General features: G+C 70.2%; 16 protein-coding genes. 2 read left to right on the forward strand and 14 right to left on the reverse strand.

The window, feature by feature from the left end; genetic code table 11:
- Positions 1-2: 2 nt before the first annotated feature.
- From NYO99_RS15600 to NYO99_RS15625, 6 genes are all read right to left on the reverse strand, one after another.
- Complete coding sequence (locus NYO99_RS15600) at positions 3-542, reverse strand: DUF3833 domain-containing protein (protein WP_268168168.1); 540 nt, start codon at positions 540-542, stop codon at positions 3-5.
- The gene (locus NYO99_RS15605; RefSeq protein WP_268168169.1) at positions 539-1,798 is read right to left on the reverse strand and encodes an MFS transporter; all 1,260 of its coding nucleotides are present in this window, start codon (positions 1,796-1,798) and stop codon (positions 539-541) included. The genes NYO99_RS15600 and NYO99_RS15605 overlap by 4 nt, the downstream gene beginning before the upstream one ends.
- Positions 1,799-1,808: 10 nt before the next feature.
- Positions 1,809-2,333, reverse strand: coding sequence for a chalcone isomerase family protein (locus NYO99_RS15610; RefSeq protein ID WP_268168170.1), 525 nt, complete (start codon positions 2,331-2,333; stop codon positions 1,809-1,811).
- Positions 2,334-2,395: 62 nt separating this feature from the next.
- Complete coding sequence (locus tag NYO99_RS15615; RefSeq protein ID WP_268168171.1) at positions 2,396-3,643, reverse strand: SAM-dependent methyltransferase; 1,248 nt, start codon at positions 3,641-3,643, stop codon at positions 2,396-2,398.
- 1 nt (position 3,644) lies between these two features.
- The gene (locus NYO99_RS15620) at positions 3,645-4,400 is read right to left on the reverse strand and encodes a DUF1365 domain-containing protein (protein WP_268168173.1); all 756 of its coding nucleotides are present in this window, start codon (positions 4,398-4,400) and stop codon (positions 3,645-3,647) included.
- Positions 4,397-5,710, reverse strand: a complete 1,314-nt coding sequence (locus NYO99_RS15625) for an NAD(P)/FAD-dependent oxidoreductase (protein WP_268168174.1) — start codon at positions 5,708-5,710, stop codon at positions 4,397-4,399. The genes NYO99_RS15620 and NYO99_RS15625 overlap by 4 nt, the downstream gene beginning before the upstream one ends.
- Before the next feature lie 121 nt (positions 5,711-5,831).
- Between NYO99_RS15625 and NYO99_RS15630 the strand changes: the two genes are divergently transcribed.
- Positions 5,832-6,449 carry a TetR/AcrR family transcriptional regulator gene (locus tag NYO99_RS15630; RefSeq protein ID WP_268168175.1) on the forward strand — a complete coding sequence of 206 codons (618 nt, stop codon included), beginning with the start codon at positions 5,832-5,834 and terminating at the stop codon, positions 6,447-6,449.
- 6 nt (positions 6,450-6,455) lie between these two features.
- Here the strand turns inward: NYO99_RS15630 and NYO99_RS15635 are convergent, their stop codons facing one another.
- The 8 genes from NYO99_RS15635 to NYO99_RS15670 form a co-directional block, all read right to left on the reverse strand.
- Positions 6,456-8,723, reverse strand: a complete 2,268-nt coding sequence (locus NYO99_RS15635) for a DEAD/DEAH box helicase (RefSeq protein ID WP_268168176.1) — start codon at positions 8,721-8,723, stop codon at positions 6,456-6,458.
- Between the two features lie 34 nt (positions 8,724-8,757).
- Entirely contained in the window at positions 8,758-9,711 is a 954-nt protein-coding gene (locus tag NYO99_RS15640) for a hypothetical protein (RefSeq protein WP_268168177.1), read from the reverse strand.
- A 111-nt stretch (positions 9,712-9,822) separates the two neighbouring features.
- Positions 9,823-10,464 carry an RpiB/LacA/LacB family sugar-phosphate isomerase gene (locus tag NYO99_RS15645; protein ID WP_268168178.1) on the reverse strand — a complete coding sequence of 214 codons (642 nt, stop codon included), beginning with the start codon at positions 10,462-10,464 and terminating at the stop codon, positions 9,823-9,825.
- 235 nt (positions 10,465-10,699) lie between these two features.
- Positions 10,700-11,182, reverse strand: coding sequence for a PaaI family thioesterase (locus NYO99_RS15650; protein ID WP_268168179.1), 483 nt, complete (start codon positions 11,180-11,182; stop codon positions 10,700-10,702).
- 18 nt (positions 11,183-11,200) lie between these two features.
- Positions 11,201-11,992, reverse strand: a complete 792-nt coding sequence (locus NYO99_RS15655; protein ID WP_268168180.1) for an SDR family oxidoreductase — start codon at positions 11,990-11,992, stop codon at positions 11,201-11,203.
- An 11-nt stretch (positions 11,993-12,003) separates the two neighbouring features.
- Positions 12,004-13,800 carry an acyl-CoA dehydrogenase gene (locus NYO99_RS15660; RefSeq protein WP_268168181.1) on the reverse strand — a complete coding sequence of 599 codons (1,797 nt, stop codon included), beginning with the start codon at positions 13,798-13,800 and terminating at the stop codon, positions 12,004-12,006.
- A gap of 66 nt (positions 13,801-13,866) precedes the next feature.
- Positions 13,867-15,042, reverse strand: coding sequence for an acetyl-CoA C-acyltransferase (locus tag NYO99_RS15665; protein WP_268168182.1), 1,176 nt, complete (start codon positions 15,040-15,042; stop codon positions 13,867-13,869).
- Positions 15,043-15,120: 78 nt separating this feature from the next.
- Complete coding sequence (locus tag NYO99_RS15670; protein ID WP_268168183.1) at positions 15,121-17,214, reverse strand: 3-hydroxyacyl-CoA dehydrogenase NAD-binding domain-containing protein; 2,094 nt, start codon at positions 17,212-17,214, stop codon at positions 15,121-15,123.
- A gap of 177 nt (positions 17,215-17,391) precedes the next feature.
- On the opposite strand from NYO99_RS15670, the gene NYO99_RS15675 reads away from it, so the two are divergent.
- Positions 17,392-19,764: a hypothetical protein gene (locus tag NYO99_RS15675; RefSeq protein ID WP_268168184.1), complete on the forward strand. Its 2,373-nt coding sequence runs from the start codon at positions 17,392-17,394 to the stop codon at positions 19,762-19,764.
- Positions 19,765-19,795 lie beyond the last annotated feature (31 nt).

Here is a 19,795-nt window from a genome sequence, read left to right on the forward strand (position 1 = left end):
GGTCAGCCCTTCGTGAAGGCGAGCGTCACATCGCCGAGGTGGATGCCGAACTTGCTCATGGCCGTGCGGTTGAGCACGGTGCGCGCGTCGACCATGTACATCCAGTCGTCCATCGCCACATGCCACACGCGGCCGTCCACCGGCAGTGCCAGCGTGTAGCGCCAGCGGAAGGCGTTGCCCGAGGTCTCACCCAGCGCCTCGCCGATGACGTCGTCGGCCCGGCCGCTGTAGCGGCCGTTGCCGAGGTCCTTCAGGCGCCAGACGCGGCGCTCCTTGGTGCCATCGCTGTAGGTGAAGTGCTCGTCCAGCACGCCGCTGTCGCCCTGCCAGGTGCCGGTCATGGTGACGGTGAAGCGTTTGACGACGCGGCCCGAACGGTCGGTGAACATGCCGTGCGCCGTCAGCGGGCCGCTGAGGTAGTCGCGCAGGTTGAGCACCGGGGTTTCGCGGGCGTAGTCCTGCACCTGCGGGCCGGCGCAGCCGGTCAGCGTGAGCGCCGTGCCGGCGGCAAGCAAGGTGGTGGTGAAGCGTCGGCGGTTCATTCGCGGTCCTTCCAGTCGGTGTGCCAGCGCTCGGCGCGCCACAGCCAGGTGGCGGCGGCGATCTTCAGCAGGCAGGGCAGCCCGCCGTAAGCCCAGGTCAGGGCCTGCAGGCCGGCGTCGTCCTGCCGGCCCGGGGTGTAGCCGGCGAGTGCCAGCAGCGGCAGCGCCAGGCCGGCGGCCAGCGCGAGGTTGAGCTTGGTCATGCAGGCCCACCAGCCCAGGTAGCGGCCCTCGCCGCGCTGGCCGTCGCCGGCCGCCTGGATGACGCCGGTGAGCAGCGCGCCGGGCAGGGCCAGGTCGGCGCCCAGCATCAGGCCGCTGGCCGCGCAGACGAGGCCGAAGGCCCAGGCGTCGCCCGCGCCCAGCAGCGGCGTGACGGCGAAGGCTGCCACGGCCGCGAGCATGCCCGCCCGCCACGCCGGCGCCAGGCCCCAGCGCGCGCCGGCCTTGACCCACAGCGGCAGGCCCACGACGGCCGCGCCGAAGTAGGCCAGCAGCAGCACGGGTTGCAGGTCGGGTGCCTGCAGGCGGTCGGCAATGAAGAAGGGCAGCAGCGTGGCCGGGATGGCGGTGGCGATGCCGTTGAGCATGAACACCACGGCCAGCCGCCGGAACGCGGGCTGGCGCCAGGGCGTGGCCGTGGCCGCGCCGGCGTCCACGGCAGGCAGCGGCGCCGGCACACGGCGCAGGCCCAGCAGACCCAGCAGCAGCAACCCGGCCAGCACGGCGCTGGTGACGCCCCAGCCCGCCAGGGCTGGCAGCGCGCTGGCGAACAGCACGCCGGCCAGCGTGCCGGCCTCGCGCCAGCCGGCCACGCGGGCGCGCAGCTCCGGCCCGCCGCCCCAGCGCGTGCCCCAGCTCTGGTGCACGATGCCCACGCCGCTGTAGGCCAGCGTGCACAGCAGCAGCGCGCCGGCCAGCCAGGGCAGCACGACAGTCGGCCCGCCCTGCGGCGGCCACCACAGCGCGGCAAAGGCCAGCGCCATGACAAGGGCGCCCAACGCCGCCGCCAACCAGGCGCGGCCGCGGTTGAACCAGCCATCGGCCAGCCGGCCCAGCGCGGGGTCGATCACCGCGTCCAGCGCCCGCACGGCCAGCACCACGCCGCCCAGCGCCGCCAGCGGCATGCCGAAGGCGGTGGCGTAGTGGTACGGCAGGTTCACGTACAGCGGCAGCGACACGAACGCCAACGGCACGGCCAAGCCGGCGTAGGCCAGGCCACGCGGCCAGGGCAGGCGCAGGGCGTCGGTGGGCATGCCGGTCTCGTCAGCGCGCCGCGCCGAGCAGGGCGTCGCGCAGCGCGGGCGCGGAGGTCTGCGGCGACAGCCAGATGCCGAAGAACAGCCGCGCGTACTCGGCGTCGCTCACGCTGGCGGTCTGGCGGCCGTTGTGGAAGAAGCGCACATCACCGCCGCCGTCGTGCAGGCCGAGCAGGCGGTCGCCCGGGACCACATCGGGGAAGGCCTGCTTCATCAGGGCCAGCCAGCGGGCGGCCTGGGCGTCCTCGAACTTGCCGACGCGGCGCATCTCGGCCACCGAGCGCTCGGCGATCGCCGCACCTTCGAGCTTGCGGTCGTAGCTGAGCTCCAGGCCCAGCGGCTGGCGCGCGTAGTCGGCCGGCTCGAAGCCGGGCTTGACCCACAGCCGCGCCTCGTACACGCGCAGCCCGAAGAAGCGCAGCACGCCGCTGCCGCGCAACTGGGCCTGGGGCACCACGGGCTGGAGTTCGGCGGGCGCGGGCGGTGCGACCGGTGCGGCCGGCGCGGTGGGTTGGGCGTGGGTGGTGGTCATGGCAGGCAGGGCGAATGCGGCAAGGGTGACAAGGGCCGCGCGGCGCGGGGTGGCCATGGCGCTCAGGCCGCCGGCTTGCGCAGCGTGAACTGGATGACGTCGGTGCTGCCGGCGTCGAAGGCGGCCTCGCAGTAGGCGAGGTAGAAGGTCCAGATGCGCTGGAAGCGCAGGTCAAAGCCCTGGCGCTGCACGGCGTCGATGTCCTTCAGGAAGGCGTCGCGCCAGCGGCGCAGCGTCTCGGCGTAGTCCCGCCCGAAGGCCAGCTTGTGCTCGACGACGAAGCCGGCGCGGCGCGCCTCGGCCTCGAAGGCGCTGGGGCTGGGCAGCAGGCCGCCAGGGAAGATGTACTGCTGGATGAAGTCGGTGGAGCGCAGGTAGCGCTCAAACAGGTCGTCGCGGATGGTGATGCTCTGGATGCAGGCGCGGCCACCGGGCTTGAGGCAGGCGTTCAGCGTCTCGAAGTAGCCGCGCCAGTACTCGTGGCCCACGGCCTCGAACATCTCGATGGAGACGATGGCGTCAAAGGGCTGGTCGGCATGCTGTTTGGGCAGGTCGCGGTAGTCCTGGTAGACCAGCTCGACGGCCTCCTGCAGCCCGGCGTTGCGCATGCGCGCCTGGCCCCACTGCAGCTGCTCGCGGGACAGCGTCACGCCGGTCACGCGGGCGCCGAACTCGCGCGCCGCCATCTCGGCCAGCCCGCCCCAGCCACAGCCGATCTCCAGCACGCGGGCGCCGGGCTTGACGCCGGCTTCGCGCAGCGCGCGGCGCACCTTGGCGTCCTGCGCCTCGACGAGGCCCACCTCGCGCGGGTCGCGGCCCTCGAACCAGGCCGAGCTGTAGCTCATGCCGGGGTCCAGCCACAGGCGGTAGAAGTCGTTGCCCAGGTCGTAGTGGGCGTGGATGTTCTTGGCGCTGCCGCTGCGCGAGTTGCGGCGCAGCAGGTGGCGCAGGCGGTAGGCCAGGCGGCCCCACCAGCGGCCGTAGATCAGCCCGTCGATGTGCTCGCGGTTGGCCAGGGCCAGGCGCAGCAGGCCGGCGAGGTCGGGCGTGTCCCACTCGCCATCGATGAAGCTTTCGGCCAGGCCGATGTCGCCCGCCTTGAGCACGCGCTCGAACAGCGACCAGTGCTGCACGCGCAGCGCCGCGCGCTCGCCGTCGCCAGAGCCGAGGCTGAGCTGGCGGCCGTCGGGCAGTTGCAGGTCGAGCCGGCCGTGCGGCAGGCGCTCCAGCATGCGCAGCAGCCGGCGCGCGGCGGCAGGCGCCCGTGCGGGCAGGTCTTGGGATGCGGAGAGGGTGGTGGCGTTGGTCATGTCAGCGACTCACGAGGTGATCGGGGGCCTGGGGCTTGCTGAAAAAAGGCACGCGCTTCAACCACAGGCGCAGGGCCTGCCAGTGGATGCGTGCCACGACGCCCAGCGTCATGAAGGGCATGCGCAGCACGGCCAGCCGCGCGCTGGCCGCGGTGAGCGGCTGCAGCGCGCCGCCCACGCTGGTTTGCAGCAGCGGGCCTTGCGCGTCGTGCAGGTCCACGCGCACCAGCGTGCGCTCGGCGCTGCGCTCGAAGCGGAAGCGGTACTGGCCCTGCGTGCTGCAGAACGGCGAGACGTGAAAGACCTTGGTGGCGCGCTGCTCGGCGCCGAAGGCCAGCTCGGGCCCGGCCAACAGGTAGGCGTGGCGCTCGCCGAAGGTGTTGTTGACCTCGGCCAGCGCCGCGGCCAGTGAACCGTCGGCGCGGTGCGCGTACCAGAAGCTCACCGGCTTGAAGGCAAAACCCAGCATGCGCGGGAAGGTGTGCAGCCAGACCTCGCCGTCGGCGTCGGTGATGCCTTCGCGGGCCAGCAGGCCGTCGAACCAGGCGAGCGCGTCGTCGCTACCATCGCCGTGGTCGCGGTCCTGGAAGCTCAGCCAGCCGCGGCCGTTGCGGTTCAACGCGGCGCAGCCCTGCTCGCGCAGCCGGCGCATGGGCAGCAGCAGAAAGCAGCCGCCATAGCGAAACTCGTGCGCGACCGGGCGCAGCCGCCGGTGCCAGACCGGGCCGAAGCCGATCAGCGGCACGGCAGTGCTCATGCGGCGCCCCGCTCGGTGCTCGCCCAGATGTCCAGCGCGGCCAGCACGCCGTCGGCGGCGGCCAGGCCCGAGCGCAGGCCGTCTTCATGGAAGCCGTAGCCGCACCAGGCGCCGCAGTACCAGGTGCGGTCCTGCCCCTGCAGCTCGCCCACACGGCCCTGAGCCTGCAGCGCGGCGAGGTCGAACACGGGGTGGGCGTACTCGATGCGCTGGTGCACGCGCGACTCGTCGATGGGCCGCACGGGGTTGAGCGACACGACGACGGGCTGCGTCCACGGCAGCGGCTGCAGCCGGTTGAGCAGGTAGTGCAGGCAGACCTGGGCCTGCTCGCGGCGGCTGTCGGCCGCGCGCTCGTAGTTCCAGGCCGCCCAGGCCAGGCGCCGCGTGGGCAGCACGCCTTCGTCGGTGTGCAGCACGGCCACGTTGGGCTGGTAGCGGATGGCGCCCAGCACGGCGCGCTCGTCGGCGCTGGCCTGCTCGCCCAGCAGGGCGAGCGCCTGGTCGCTGTGGCAGGCCAGCACGATGGCGTCGAAGCTTTCCGTGCCGCTGGCCGTGCGCACCAGCACCTGGCCGGGCAGGCGCTTGAGCCCGAGCACCGGCGTGTTGAGCCGCGCATCGGCCAGGCCCGCCAGGATGCGCCGCACGTACTGCCGCGAGCCACCGCGCACGGTGCGCCACTGCGGCCGGTCGGTCACCTGGATGAGGCCGTGGTTGTGGCAGAAGCGGATCAGCGTGGCCATCGGGAAGGCCAGCATCTGCTCCGTGGGGCAGGACCAGATGCAGCCGATCATGGGCAGCAGGTAGTCGTCACGGAAGGCGTCGCCGAAGCCGTGGCGCGCCAGGAAGTCGGCCACGCTGCCCTGCTCCTGCAGGCCCAGCTCGCCGGCCGCCATGGCCGTGGTGAGCTGGTTGAAGCGCAGGATCTCGCGCAGCATGCGCAGGAAGCGCGGGCGCAGCAGGTTGCGCTTCTGCGCGAACACCGTGCGCAGCGAGCTGCCACTCCACTCCAGGCCGGGCCCGTCGGCGCGCGGCAGCTGCACCGAGAAGGACATGTCGGCGTCCGCCACCTCCACGCCCAGCTCGGCGAACAGCTGCGTCAGCAGCGGGTAGGTGCGCTCGTTGTAGACCAGGAAGCCGGTGTCCACGCCATGGCTGACTCCGTCCAGGCACAACTCCACCGTGTTGGCATGGCCGCCGAAGTGCGCGCCGGCCTCGAACAGCGTGACCTGGTGTGCCCCCGGCGCCAGCGTGAGGCGCCGGGCGGCGGCCAGCCCTGAGATCCCGGAACCGATGACTGCGATGCGCTGCATGTGACGCCCTTGTTGAACTTTTCAGATCAAAACGTGAACTGGTGAGTTCATACAATAACTCATGAGTTCAAAAATTGCACCTAGAAGTTTTAAGGCCCATCGAAACACCTAGAATCGCGTCATGGGAGCCCGTCCTTCGATCCGAGAGCAGATGCAGCGCGTCCGAGAGGACGCCATCGTCACCGCCGTGAACCGCCTGCTGGCCCGCAAGGGCTACGACGCGATGACGGTGGACGAGGTGGCCGCCGAGGCCGGGCTGTCCAAGGCCAGCCTGTACAAGCTGTTCACGTCCAAGGAAGAGCTGGCCGGCGCGGCGATGGTGGGCGTGCTGGACCGGGCGCTGGCCTTCATCGACGAACTGCGCGCCCGCGCCGAGGCCGGGCCCGTGACGCCGCTGGAGCAACTCAAGGCCGTGACCGGCTGGGCCATGCTGACGCAGCTGGAAGGCGAGATGCCGTCGCTGCCGGCGCAGAACTCCAGCCTCAGCGCCGCGCTGCAGGCCAACGACGCCTACATGGACCGGCTGATCTCGCTGAGCAACCGCCTCAGCATCTGGATTGCCGAGGCCCAGACCAGCGGCCAGATCAAGGCCGATGTGCCCGCCGAGCTGGTGCTCTACACGCTGTTCGCCCGCGCCTGCGACCCGGTCGTCGCGCTGCTGAAGGACTCGGGGCAGTACACCCGCGCGCAGATCATCGAGTGGGTGAACAGCACGACGTTCGACGGGCTGGCGGGCTGACGGTCGTCAGTCCTCTTCCAGCGGCGCCAGCAGCAGGTTCAGCTCGGGCGCGCTGAACTTGGTCAGCAGCGAGCCGTCGTCGCTGCCCAGCAGGCCATCGGCCAGCGCCTTCTTGCGCGCCTGCAGCTCCAGCATGCGCTCCTCGATGCTGCCCTGGGCCACCAGCTGGTAGGCAAACACCGGCTGGTCCTGCCCGATGCGGTGCGCCCGCGCGCTGGCCTGGGCCTGCACGGCCGGGTTCCACCAGGGGTCCACGTGGATGACGGTGTCGGCCGCCGTCAGGTTCAGCCCCACGCCGCCGGCCTTCAGGCTGGCCAGCAGCACCGGCACCTCGCGCGCCTGGAAGCGCCGCACGATGTCGCCGCGCTGTGACGCGGGCGTGTCGCCCGTCAGCCGCAGGTGCGGCACGGGCACCTCGGCGGCGATCAGGTCCAGCATCTCCGTGAACTGCGAGAACACCAGCACACGCCGGCCTTGCGCGACGAGGTCGGGCAGGTGCTCGCGCAGCCATTCCAGCTTGGCGCGCTCGGTGTGCGGCGCCATCTCCACGCCCTTGACGAGGCGCGGGTCGCAGCACACCTGGCGCAGCTTCAGCATCGCGTCCAGCACGCTGATGAGGCTGGTGGGCGTGAAGCCGTCGCGCTGCAGGATGCGGCGCACCATGTGGTCGGCGGCGACGCGCACGCTCTCGTACAGCTGCTTTTGCTGGCCGACGAGCGGCACGCGCTTCACCAGCTCGGTCAGCGGCGGCAGCTCGGTGGCCACCTCGGTCTTGAGGCGGCGCAGGATGAAGGGCCGCACGCGCGCCGCCAGCAGCCGCGCGCGCGGGCCGTCGCGGTTGACCTCGATGGGCTTGCGCCAGTGGCGCCCGAACGTGCGCGAGTCGCCCAGGAAGCCGGGCATCAGCAGGTCGAACAGTGACCACAGCTCGCCCAGGTGGTTCTCCAGCGGCGTGCCAGTCAGCGCCAGCAGGTGACGCGCGTCCAGGCGGCGCAGCGCGCGCGCCGCACGGGCCTGCGCGTTCTTCACCGACTGGGCTTCGTCCAGGATGAGCAGGTGCCAGGGCCGGGCCGACAGCGCGCGCAGGTCGCGCCAGACGAGGTTGTAGGTCGTCAGCACGACATCGGCGCCGCTGAGGTCGAGCGCCGCACGGTCGGCCCCGTGCCAGGTCTTGACCGCCAGTCCTGGCGCGATGCGCGCGGCCTCCTGCTGCCAGTTGAACAGCAGCGACGTGGGCACGACGACCAGCGCCGGGCGGTCCAGCCGGCCGGCCTGCTTCTCGGTCCACACATGGGCCAGCGCCTGCGCCGTCTTGCCCAGGCCCATGTCGTCGGCCAGGATGCCGGCGAGGTTCTGTGCACGCAGGTATTGCAGCCAGGCCAGCCCGTGGAGTTGGTAGGGCCTCAGTTGCAGGCCCAGCCCGGGTGGCTGCTCGAATGCGGTCGGCGCGCCCGCTGCCAGCAGCCGCCGGCCCAGCGCCTTCAGGCCCGCATCGCCATGGATCTGCCAGCGGCCGCGCGACTCGTCCTCGATGACACGGAGGCGATCCGCATCCCATTCATTCAGCTTGAGCGGCTTGCCCTTGTCCAGCTCGGCGGGCTTGAGCAGGTCCAGCAGCGCCAGCATCATGGCCTTCAGCGGCGCAGCAGCGGCGTGATAGCGCCGCCCGCCCGGCGCGCGCAGCGACACGATGGCGTCGTCCTCGATCGCGGCGATGGCCACGGCGTCCAGCCAGCGCTTGTCGCGGCGCAGCAGGTTGGCGATCAAGGGTGCCAGGTCCAGCGTCTTGCCGTCGACCTCCATGCCCAGGCTGACGAGCCAGGCACCCGTGCGGCGCGCCAGCGCCAGGCCTTCGACGCGGCGGCTGGGCTTGGGCGCCTCTTGCTCGGCGTCTTCCGTCAGCCCCAGTTGCCAGCCGCTGACGAACTGGCTGTGGTGGGCGAAGCCGGGCTCGGTCGTGACCTGCCAGCCCTGGGCCTGCAGCTCGGGCACGGCCTCGGCGTGGAAGTCACCGAAGAAGTCTTCCTGCGGCGTGGTCCAGAGCGACTCGCCGCCCAACGGCAGCGGCGATCCGCGCCACTGCAGCAGCGCGGGGTCGAGGGCGATGAGGCCCTGTTTGATGAGGATTTGCTCGGCGTCGGCATCCCGCCGCGCCAGCGTCGCCACCGTCACCTGTTCGCCCCGCGGGCCCAGTGAGCCACGCGGACGCAGGCCCAACAGGCCATCGCCGCGCGTCAGCGTGCGCAGCGTGAGGTGGGGTGGAGCAACAGACATCGCGACAGTCTCGCAGGGCCGCAGCCCGGCGCAGTCAGCGAGCCACCGTCACGTCTGGCTTGGGCACCTTGACGCGCTCGACAATCTGCTGCGCCATGAGCTCAGCCTGGTGGCGGATCGCGTCCGTCAAGCCGTCCTGGTTGAACCGGAACCCCAGCTTGCCTGCAGAGAAACCCGCGAGCGATTCCGCCACGCTCACGTACGGCCGGATCAGCGTGCCGACCTCCGGATCGTTCGCGGCAATCTCGAAGGCCAAGCGCAGGCTGCGTTGCTGCTCCAGCGAGATACCGAACAGTGACGCTTTGTGTGACGTCACGGGAATCAGTGATAACACATGCCCGGCGACCGCGTCGCGCTTGACACCTTGCAGCACTTCCGGCTTGCGCTGCCCGAGATTGAAGCTTTCCACCGCAGCGCCAACCACGCCATGTGCTACGGCGACGTCCAGCAGTGCCAGCTGCAGTTGAACAGGGTCACCCACCACCGTCTGGCAATTCGCAAAGATGCGCTGGTATGTCTGGAACTGGGCATCACGGGCCGCTACGAGCGCAGGGTCGCTGCCCGCCGCAACGACCCTCGCGATCGCTTGCGGCTGCATCAGCCGGGTCGTGAGTTCGCACTCCCGCAGCTTGCGCGCCAGATCTGCGGCCATGACGCCATCGGGTGTCTGCAAGGCCTGCTGGATCTGCGTCTGCAAGGTGCCGGGATAACGGCCCCAATCAACGGGCACCGAGACACGCGGCCCACCAGCAGAAGCCACGCTGCCCACCACGGACTGCGGCGCGGCAGCCAGCATCACTGGAGACGACACGTCAGGCTGCGGCAGGGCTGCACGGGTGGCGGCCCTCGACGGCAGATCAGTGGCTGACGCTGTGGGCTGCCGAGCAGCATCCAGCTCGGGCGCCGGGCCAACACTCGTGAGCACCAGACCGATCACCACAGCCACACCGACCGCAGCAACGAGCCACTGTCTGATTTGCTTGTTCATGACCCATTCTGGCTGCCGGCAGCCAACAAGCACGAAGGGCGAGCTGGCGCTCCCGGCCGCTCGCCCTTCTCAGGCACGGGACTGCAGCCAGCCCAGCCGCAGCTGTCTCAATCAGCTCGCCAGCACACCCTTGATGTGGGCGGCGATGGCGTCGTCCTGGCAGTTCGTGAAGAACAGTTCCTGGAACTTCTCGCCCGACACGGCAGCCTTCAGCAGGTCCTGGTCGACGCTCTTCAGCACCGTCAGCATGTCCTTGCACGAAGCGGCCTTCAGGTCCTTCAGGATGCCGCGGTTCTTGGCCATGATGGCGGCGCGTTCCTTGGGGTAGCCGGCGCCGCGCTCGTTCTCGAGCAGCTTGCGGTAGCAGTCCTGCAGGTTCAGCTCGGCGGCCCAGCCGAAGCCCTTGGCGTAGGGCATGGACATGGCGTTGCCGTCGTTGATCTGGCCGAACAGGAAGGCGTCGGTCGGGTCGATGACCAGGCCGCAGAACACGCCGGGCATGCTGTTGCAGGCCAGCATGGAGCCCATGCCCGTGCCGCAGCCGGTGATGACGAAGTCGGCGGCCTTGCTGTTCAGCAGGATGCCGGCCAACAGGCCGTTCATGACGTAGGTCAGCGAGGCCTTGTCTTCCGGCGTGTACATGCCGTAGTGGTGGACCTGGTGGCCCAGCGGCTCGGCAACGGTCTTGAGCGCGTTGTGGACGATCTCGGACTTGGCGGCCTGGCTGTTCTCGATGATGAGGGCGATCTTCATGGCGGGGGCTTTCTGAGGCGAATCGGGTGGGGGCAAAGCCGGTTCGGCTCGGGCCAGAGGGGCCGCAAGCGCAGACCGTCGGGCCAGGGGTTGGTCCCCACAGGGGCGGACGGCATGGTCCGGGTGCCCACCTGGCCCGCCGCGCACCTCATCGGCGAGGTGCTGGCGCAGCGCTATTGTGCCCGTTATTGGAACGTCGTTTCAGAAAGCCACCAATCCCGAGGGCGGCTCGGGGTCAGGCCGGCCCGGTCGTGCCGCCCGCCGCTGCCGGCGTGAGCGTGTTGAGCCGCCGGCCTTGCGTGGGCAGCGCCTTCAGGTACTTGAAGGTGCCGGTGGCGTGGGCGCAGAGCTGGCCGTCACCGCCGAACACCGAGCCCTCGCAGAAGGCCATGGTGGCAGTGCGGTGCAGCAGCTTGGCGTGGCAGCGCAGCTCACCCTCGCCGGGGCGCATGAAGCTGGTCTTCATCTCCACCGTCACCACACCCGGCCCCATGCCGGGCTGATGGCGGTGGATGCTGCGTGCGGCGTGGGCCATGGCCACATCCAGCAGCGTCATCAGCACGCCGCCGTGGGCCACCTCCCACGAGTTGAGGTGGCCTTGCTGCAGGTCGACGCGGATCTCAGCCTCGCCGTCGCCCAGGCTGTGCAGCTCCAGCCCGAGTTGCTGCACGAAGGGGATATGGACGGGGAAGTTGAGGGGAGGCGCGCGACGAGTCATGGGCGCATTGTGTGCCGGTCAGCCGCCGTGAACGGCGCTGACGCCACCGTCCACTGCGAGGATCTGGCCGGTGATGTGCTTGCCGGCGCGCGACGCGAACAGCAGCGCGGCGCCCTTGAGGTCGTCGTCGTCGCCGATGCGGTTCAGCGGCGCATGCGCGGCCATCTTCTCCTCGCCGACCGCGGCGAGCAGCCCCTTGGTCATCTTGCTCGGGAAGAAGCCCGGCGCCAGCGCATTGACGGTGATGCCGTGCTGGCCCCACTCGCCCGCCAGTGCGCGCGTGAAGTTCACGGCCGCGCCCTTGCTGGTGTTGTAGGCGATGGTCTTCATCGCGCCCAGGTTGCCCGACAGTCCGGCGATGGACGCCACGTTGATGATGCGGCCTGACTTGCGCGGGATCATGCTGGCCTTGGCCACGGCCTGCGCGAAGACGAAGAGGCTGCGGATGTTCAGGTCCATGACCTTGTCCCAGGCCTCCAGCGGATGGTCTTCGGCCGGCGCGCCCCAGGTGGCACCAGCGTTGTTGACGAGGATGTCGATCTGGCCGAGGCGCTCCATCGTCTCGGCCACCACGCGGTGGGCCTCCTCGGGCTTGGCGGCATCCGCCGCAATCCAGCGCGCATCGATGCCGCGCGCCTGCAGGTGGGCCGTGGCTTCTTCGAGGTCGGCCGCCTTGCGCGAGGTCAGCATGATCTTGGCGCCGGCCTCCCCCAGCGCCTCGGCAATCTGCAGGCCGAGGCCACGCGAGCCGCCGGTGACGAGGGCCACCTGGCCGGTCAGGTCGAAGAGGTCTTGGACGTTGGTGCTCATGGTCTTGTCTCTCAGAAGTATTCGGGTTGGATCTCGCGGCACAGCGGCTCGCGGCGGGCCACGACGTCCAGCCACGCGGCGATCTTGGGCAGTTCGTACGCGAAGAAGTAGCGGGCCGCGGCACGCTTGCCGTGGGCGAAGTGGCTGTCGCCGCTCACCGCCAGCGCCACGTCCAGCCACAGCCAGGCCAGCACCGTGTGGCCAAAGGCCTGCAGATAGGGCACGGCGTTGGCCAGCGCCTCTTCCGGCTCGCCGGTGCTCCAGGCCTTCTTGGTGGCGCCACCCACCTGGGCCAGCGCTGCGGCGAGTTGGTTGGCCTGCGGGGCCCAGTCGGTCTGGATGGCGCGGGCTATCGTCTGCTGCACGCGCGCGGCCAGCGCGGCCAGCGACGCGCCGCCCTGCTGCACCACCTTGCGGCCCAGCAGATCCAGCGCCTGGATGCCGTGCGTGCCCTCGTGGATCATGTTCAGGCGCTGGTCGCGCCAGTACTGCTCGACGGGGAAGTCGCGCGTGTAGCCGTAGCCGCCCAGCACCTGGATGGCCAGCGAGTTGGACTCCAGGCACCACTCGCTGGGCCAGCTCTTGGCGATGGGGATGAGCACGTCCAGCAGCGCCTGCGCTTGCGTCTTGTCGTCGCCCGTGGCGAGTTCATCGACCAGGCGCGCGCAGAACAGCTCCAGCGCCAGGCCGCCCTCCACATAACTCTTCTGTGCGAGCAGCATGCGGCGCACATCGGCGTGTTCAATGATGGGGCGCTGCCGGCTGGAAGCGTCCTTGCCCGCCGCCGTCATCGGCCGACCCTGCGGGCGCTGCTTGGCGTAGTCGAGACTCGCCTCGTAGCCGGCGTAACCCAGCATCACCGCGCCCAGGCCGACGCCGATGCGCGCCTCGTTCATCATGTGGAACATGGCGCGCAGGCCCTCGCCGGGCTTGCCGACGAGGTAGCCGACGGCACCCTTGCGCCCGCCCGGCGTGAAGCGGCCTTCGCCGAAGTTCAGCAGGCAGTTGGTGGTGCCGCGGTAGCCCAGCTTGTGGTTCAAGCCGGCCAGGCTCACGTCGTTGCGCTCGCCGGTCAGCTCGGCGCGCTCGTTCACCAGCTTCTTGGGCACGATGAACAGCGAGATGCCCTTGGTGCCCGCGATCAGCTTGCCATCCGGCCCCGGCACCTTGGCCAGCACCAGGTGGATGATGTTCTCGGTGATCTCGTGCTCACCGCCGGAGATCCACATCTTGTTGCCGGTGAGGCGGTAGCGCGGGCCCAACGCGTCGGTTTCGTCCTCCAGCTCGGCGCGGGTGGCGATGTCGGACAGCGACGACCCCGCCTGCGGCTCGCTCAGGCACATGGTGCCGAACCAGCGGCCGGCGAACTCGTTCTTGGCGAACACCTCGCGCTGCAGCGGCGTGCCGTGGGCCATCAGCAGGCTGGCGTTGCCCGAGGTCAGCATCGCGTAGCCGCCCATGGCCACGCTGGCCTTGCTGAAGAAGGCGTTGCCCGCCATCTCGATGACGCAGGGCAGCTGCATGCCGCCCACGTCGTAGTCCTGCGCCGCGGCCAGCATGCCGGACTCGGCATAGGCCCGCGTCGCGTCATGCGTCGCCTGCGGCAGATGCACGCGCTCGCCGTCGAAGTGCGGCTCCTGCGTGTCGGCCAGGCGGTTGAACGGCGCGAACTTCTCGCGGGCGATCTTTTCGCAGGTGTCCAGCACCGCCGAAAAGGTTTCCGCCGAGTGCTCCGCGAAGCGCTCACGTACGGTCAGGTCGCCGGCCTTCAGCCAGTCGAACAGCAGGAAATCCAGGGTCTGGCGCATGGGCCCTCCTCGATGAAAAAAGAGCGGCGCTGCATCGCAGCTGCCGCCCTTCGGCCGGAGCAGGTGTCAGAGCACCTCAAACACGCCCGCCGCGCCCATGCCGCCGCCGATGCACATCGTCACGCAGACGCGCTTGGCGCCGCGGCGCTTGCCTTCGATCAGGGCGTGGCCCGTCAGGCGCTGGCCCGACACGCCGTAGGGGTGGCCCACGGCGATGGCACCGCCGTTGACGTTGAGCTTGTCCATCGGGATGCCCAGCGTGTCGGCGCAGTACAGCACCTGCACGGCGAAGGCTTCGTTCAACTCCCACAGGTCGATGTCTGCGACGGTCAGGCCCAGCTTCTTCAGCACTTTGGGCACGGCGAAGACAGGGCCGATGCCCATCTCGTCCGGCTCGCAACCCGCCACCGCGAAGCCGAGGAAGCGGCCCAGGGGCTTGAGGTTGTGGGCCGAGGCGTACTGCTCGCTGACCAACGCGCAGGCGCCGGCGCCGTCGCTGAACTGGCTGGCGTTGCCGGCCGTCACGAGGCCGCCGGGCACGGCCGAGCGCAGGTCCTTGATGCCTTCGTAGGTGGTGCCTTCGCGCAGACCTTCGTCGGCGCTCACGGTCACTTCCTTGCTCATCAGGCCCATGACCTTGTCGGCCACGCCCATGGTGGTGGTCACCGTGATCAGTTCGTCAGCGAACTTGCCGGCCGCCTGGGCGGCGCAGGCCTTTTGCTGGCTGGCGGCGCCGTACTGGTCCATGCGCTCACGCGAGATGTTGTAGCGCTTGGCCACGTTCTCGGCGGTCTGCAGCATGTTCCAGTAGATCTCGGGTTTGATCTTGGCCAGCGACGGGTCGGCCAGCATGTGCTTGTTCATTTCCTGCTGCACGCAGGAGATGCTTTCCACGCCGCCGGCGATGTAGACATCGCCCTCGCCCGCGATGATGCGCTGCGCCGCCATGGCGATGGTCTGCAGGCCGCTGGAGCAGAAACGGTTGATGGTGACGCCGCTCACCGTGATCGGCAGACCGGCCTTCAGCGCGATCTGGCGGGCGATGTTGGCGCCCGTAGCGCCTTCGGGGTTGGCGCAGCCCATCAGCACGTCTTCGATGGCGCCGGCTTCGATGCCGGCGCGCTCGACGGCGGCCGCCACGGCCCAGCCGCCCAGCGTGGCGCCGTGGGTCATGTTGAACGCGCCCTTCCAGCTCTTGGTCAGCGGGGTGCGGGCGGTGGAGACGATCAGTGCGTTGCTCATGTCTAGTCCTAATCAGTTGGTGCCAGAGCTACTCGCTTCGCTCGATCGGTCTGGCACGCAAAACATTCAGATGCGCGATCAGGTGAAGGACTTGCCTTCAGCCACCAGGCGGGCCAGCAGCGGCGCCGGCTTCCAGAATTCGCCGTCGTCCATCGGGTTCTGCGCAAAGCGCTTCATCGCCTGCACGACGTTGAACAGGCCCACCGTGTCGGCGTAGCACATGGGGCCGCCGCGCCAGATCGGGAAGCCGTAGCCGGTCAGGTAGACCATGTCCACGTCGGACGCGCGCTGGGCGATGCCCTCTTCCAGCAGGTGCGCGGCTTCGTTGACGAGCGCGAACACCAGGCGGTGCACGATCTCCTCGTCGCTGATGTCGCGCTTCTTGGCGCCAATGGCCTCACGGTGCTTGGCCAGCATCTCGTCCACCACGGGCGACGGGATCGCATCGCGCTTGCCCGGCAGGTAGTCGTACCAGCCGGCGCCGGTCTTCTGACCGAAGCGGCCCAGCTCGCACAGACGGTCGGCGCTGGCCGAGTACTTCATCGTGGCGCGCTCGACGGCGCGGCGCTTGCGGATGGCCCAGCCGATGTCGTTGCCGGCCAGGTCGCCCATGCGGAACGGGCCCATCGCGAAGCCGAACTTCTCGACGGCCTTGTCGACTTGGCTAGGGCTGCAACCTTCATCCAGCAGGAAGCCGGCCTGGCGGCTGTACTGCTCGATCATGCGGTTGCCGATGAAGCCGTCGCAGACGCCGGACACGACCGCGGTCTTCTTGATCTTCTTGCCAATGGCCATGACCGTGGCCAGCACGTCCTTGGCGGTTTCCTTGCCGCGCACCACTTCCAGCAGCTTCATCACGTTGGCCGGGCTGAAGAAGTGCATGCCCACCACGTCCTGCGGACGCTGGGTGAACGAGGCGATCTTGTCCACGTCCAGCGTGGAGGTGTTGGAGGCCAGGATGGCGCCGGGCTTGGCGACCGCATCGAGCTGCTTGAACACGGCTTCCTTGACGCCGATCTCCTCGAAGACGGCCTCGATGATGAGGTCGCAGTCCTTCAGGTCGTCGTAGCTCAGCGTGGTGGACAGCAGCGCCATGCGGGCGGCGTACTTGTCTTCCTTGAGCTTGCCCTTCTTGACCTGGGCTTCGTAGTTCTTCTTGATCGTGGCCACGCCACGGTCCAGCGCTTCCTGCTTGGTTTCCAGGATGGTGACCGGCAGGCCGGCGTTCAGGAAGTTCATCGAGATACCGCCGCCCATGGTGCCGGCGCCGATGACGCCCACCTTGGCGATGGTGCGCAGCGGCGTGTCTTCGGGCACGTCGGCGATCTTGCTGGCCACGCGCTCCGCGAAGAACAGGTGGCGCAGGGCCTTCGATTCCGGCGTCAGCATCAGCGCGGCAAAGCCCTCGCGCTCGGCACGCATGCCGTCGTCGAACTTCAGCTTGACCGCACCGGCCACAGCTTCCAAGCAGCGCAGCGGCGCGGGGTAGTTCTTGCTCATGCCCCCCACCATGTTGCGGGCGAACTGGAAGTAGGCGTCGGGGTTGGGGTGGCGGGCCTTCAGGTCACGCACCTTGGGCAGCGGGCGCTTGTCGGACACCTCCTGCGCGAACTGAATGGCCGCGCCCAGCACGTCAGCGTCCACCACCTTGTCGAAAAGCTTCTGGCCCGGCACCATGGCCAGCATCTGCGCCTCCACCGGCTCGCCGCTGACGATCATGTTCAGCGCGGGCTCCACGCCCAGTGCGCGCGGCAGGCGCTGCGTGCCGCCGGCACCCGGCAGCAGGCCCAGCTTCACTTCCGGCAGGGCCACCTTGGTGCCGGTTTGCGCCACGCGGTAGTGGCAGCCCAGGCTCAGCTCCAGGCCACCGCCCATGCACACGCTGTGGATGGCGGCCACCACCGGCTTGCTGCAGTTCTCCACCACGGCAATCAGGCTCAGCAGATTGGGTTCGGCCAGCGCCTTGGGGCTGCCGAATTCCTTGATGTCGGCACCGCCGGAGAACGCCTTGCCGGCACCGGTGATGACCACCGCCGTGACGGCCGGGTCGGCCTCGGCGCGTTCCACGCCGGCAGCGCAGGCCGCGCGGGTGGCGAAACCCAGGCCGTTGACCGGCGGGTTGTCGAGCGTGATCACGGCGACGCTGCCGCGGACTTCGTAATGAGCTGTCATGGGCACGACCTCGGAGTCGAAGAGGGAAGGAAATAGAACGATCGTTCGATTCTAGGCAGCCCGCTTCGGCAGGTCTTGTCCCTGGCGTGACAAGCCCGCATTGCCCTCGCCCGGCGGGCCGCCTAGAGTGCGCGCCCATCGCGCCAGGCCTGGCCCGCGCCTACCGACAATCCCGCCATGCTCATCCCGGTCGTCTACCCTCCGCCCGACGCGTCGCCTCCCAAGGTCTTCACGCCCACGCCACCGCCCCAGCGGCCGGACGAGATCACGCCGCCACCGCCCCCGCCGCCGCCGCCGGCCGGCGGTGAGCCGCCCGCGCCACGCCCCGAGGGCGATGTGCCGCGCCTGCTCTACCTGCTGCGCGTGCTGTGGCTGTGCGCTTTCCCGGTGGGCATCGTGCTGGCCGGCGTGGCGGTGCTGCTGGGGCTGGACCAAGCCCGCGAGACGCTGCTGGCGCTGGAGGTGGGCAGCGTGCAGACCGCGCTGCTCGTCGCCACCTTCGGGCTGTGGCTGCTGCTGGGCTGGTACACCAGCCGGCTGCTGCTGGACCGCCGCTTCACGCCCGACTCGCTGGGCGAATGCACCCACCCGCGCTTCGCGCTGGCGCTCAGGAGCTGGCTGCCGCGCGCACTCATCCCGATCGGCGGCCTGCCCCTCGCGGCCTTCTTCCTGCTGCAACCGCGCGAGCGGCTCATCGGCGTGGCGCTGCTGGCGGTCACGGCTGTGTTGACGCTGTTCGTGCACAAGCGCCGCGCCTGGCTGCTCAAGCTCGGCGAGGGCTCGCGCCTGGCCCGCTGGCTGGCGCTGGACTGGCGCCGCGACGCCATCGCCAGCTTCGCCCGTGAGGACCGCATGAGCACGCCGTCGCGCGCGCTGGTCGCCGCGATGCTGGTGCTGCAATGGGCCGCGTTCGCCGCGCTGCTGGCCTGGCCCGAGGCCACGGCGCGCGCCTTCGGCGCCCCGGCGCTGGTGCTGCTGGCGCTGGGCAGCTGGATCGTGTTCGGCGGCATCCTGCTGACCTATGTGCCCAAGGCGCTGATCGGCTATCCGCTGACGGCGCTGCCGCTGCTGCTGTTCGCGCTGTTCGCGCCGCTGAACGACAACCACCGCGTGGCCGACCCCGAGCGCAGCGCCGCCCGCCCCAACCTCAACCGCCAGCCCGCCGAGGCCTGGCTGCAGGGCTGGCTGAACACCGTGGGCGCCGACGGCAAGCGCCCGCTGGTCATCGTGGCCGCCGCCGGTGGCGCGTCGCGCGCCGCCTACTGGAGCAGCGCGGCGCTGGCGCGGCTGCAGGAGCTGGGCGAGCAGGAGGGCGTCAACTTCGCCGATGCCGTGTTCACCATCAGCGGCACTTCCGGCGGCGCGCTTGGCGCGGCCAGCTTTGTTGCCGCGCTGGACGCGCGCCGCCAGGCGCAGGACAGCGCCGCCTGCACGCCCTGGAAGCTGGTGCGCGACTTCACCGGCCAGGACCACCTCGCCGCGCCCGTGGGCGGCCTGCTGTATGCCGACCTGATGCAGCGCTTGCTGCCGGTTGCCTTCCCCGGGGCCGACCGCTCGCTGATGCTGGAGCAGGTGTGGGCGCGCGACTGGCCGCGCAGCCTGGCCCGCCACTGCCCGGCCCGCGCCGCCGCCCACGCCAACCCCTGGGACGACGCCTTGACGGCGCTGCACGGCCGCGCCACGCCCGCCGAGTGGCTGCCGCTGCTGGCGCTGAACAGCGCCGCGCTCGCGCGCGGCCAGCGCGTCTACCAGAGCGACTACCTGCTGAGCGGTGGCGATGGCCTGGACCTGCTGGACCCGACGCTGGGGCTGGACGTGGACCGCCTGACCCTGGCCCAGGCCGTGCACAACAGCGCACGCTTCCCCTACATCAGCCCCAGTGCGGCCGTGCCCTTCAAGCAGGCCCACAAGGGCGGTGAGAGCGGCAACCCTGACGACGCGAGCGACAAGGGCCGCGTGTGGGACCGCCTCGGCGACGGCGGCTATGTGGAGGCCAGCGCCACGCTGGCGCTGTCCGACCTGCTGCGCGAGCTGGAAGCCGGCGGCCGGCTCAAAGCCTGCAAGCCCGAGGACGACTGTGCGGCCAACGGCATCCTGGATCGCTCGCGGCTGCGTCTGCTGCTGCTGGTCAACAGCCCATCCGAGGTCGAGGACTGGCTGTGCCGCGACGCCCCGCAGGCCGCCGACGCGCAGCCGCTGGACAGCCGCCGCTACCGCGCGCGCGACATCCCGCTGCACGAGCTGGCCGGCCCACCACTGGGCATCCTGAACGCCAACGACGCCCGCGGCCGCGACAGCACGGTGGAGCTCATCAAACGCGTCGGTGGCTGCGGCCAGGTGGCCGAGCTGCGCCTGCCCGCCGTGCGGGGCCAACGGCCGCCCTCCATGAACTGGATGCTGAACGCCGACTCGCGCCGCTTCATCGACGCCGCGCTGCTGGAGAAGCTGCCGGTCAGCGACTCGACCGTCGGCCCGGCCCAGGCCCAGCTCAACGCCCACCTGCGCCAGGCCAAGGGCTGGCTGATGCAGATGAAGGCCGCCACGCCCTGAGCGGCCACACCACCGACATGGGCGCGGGCCA

Origin of the sequence: Roseateles hydrophilus (assembly GCF_026712245.1) — a bacterium.
Lineage (GTDB): Bacteria > Pseudomonadota > Gammaproteobacteria > Burkholderiales > Burkholderiaceae_C > Pelomonas > Pelomonas hydrophilus.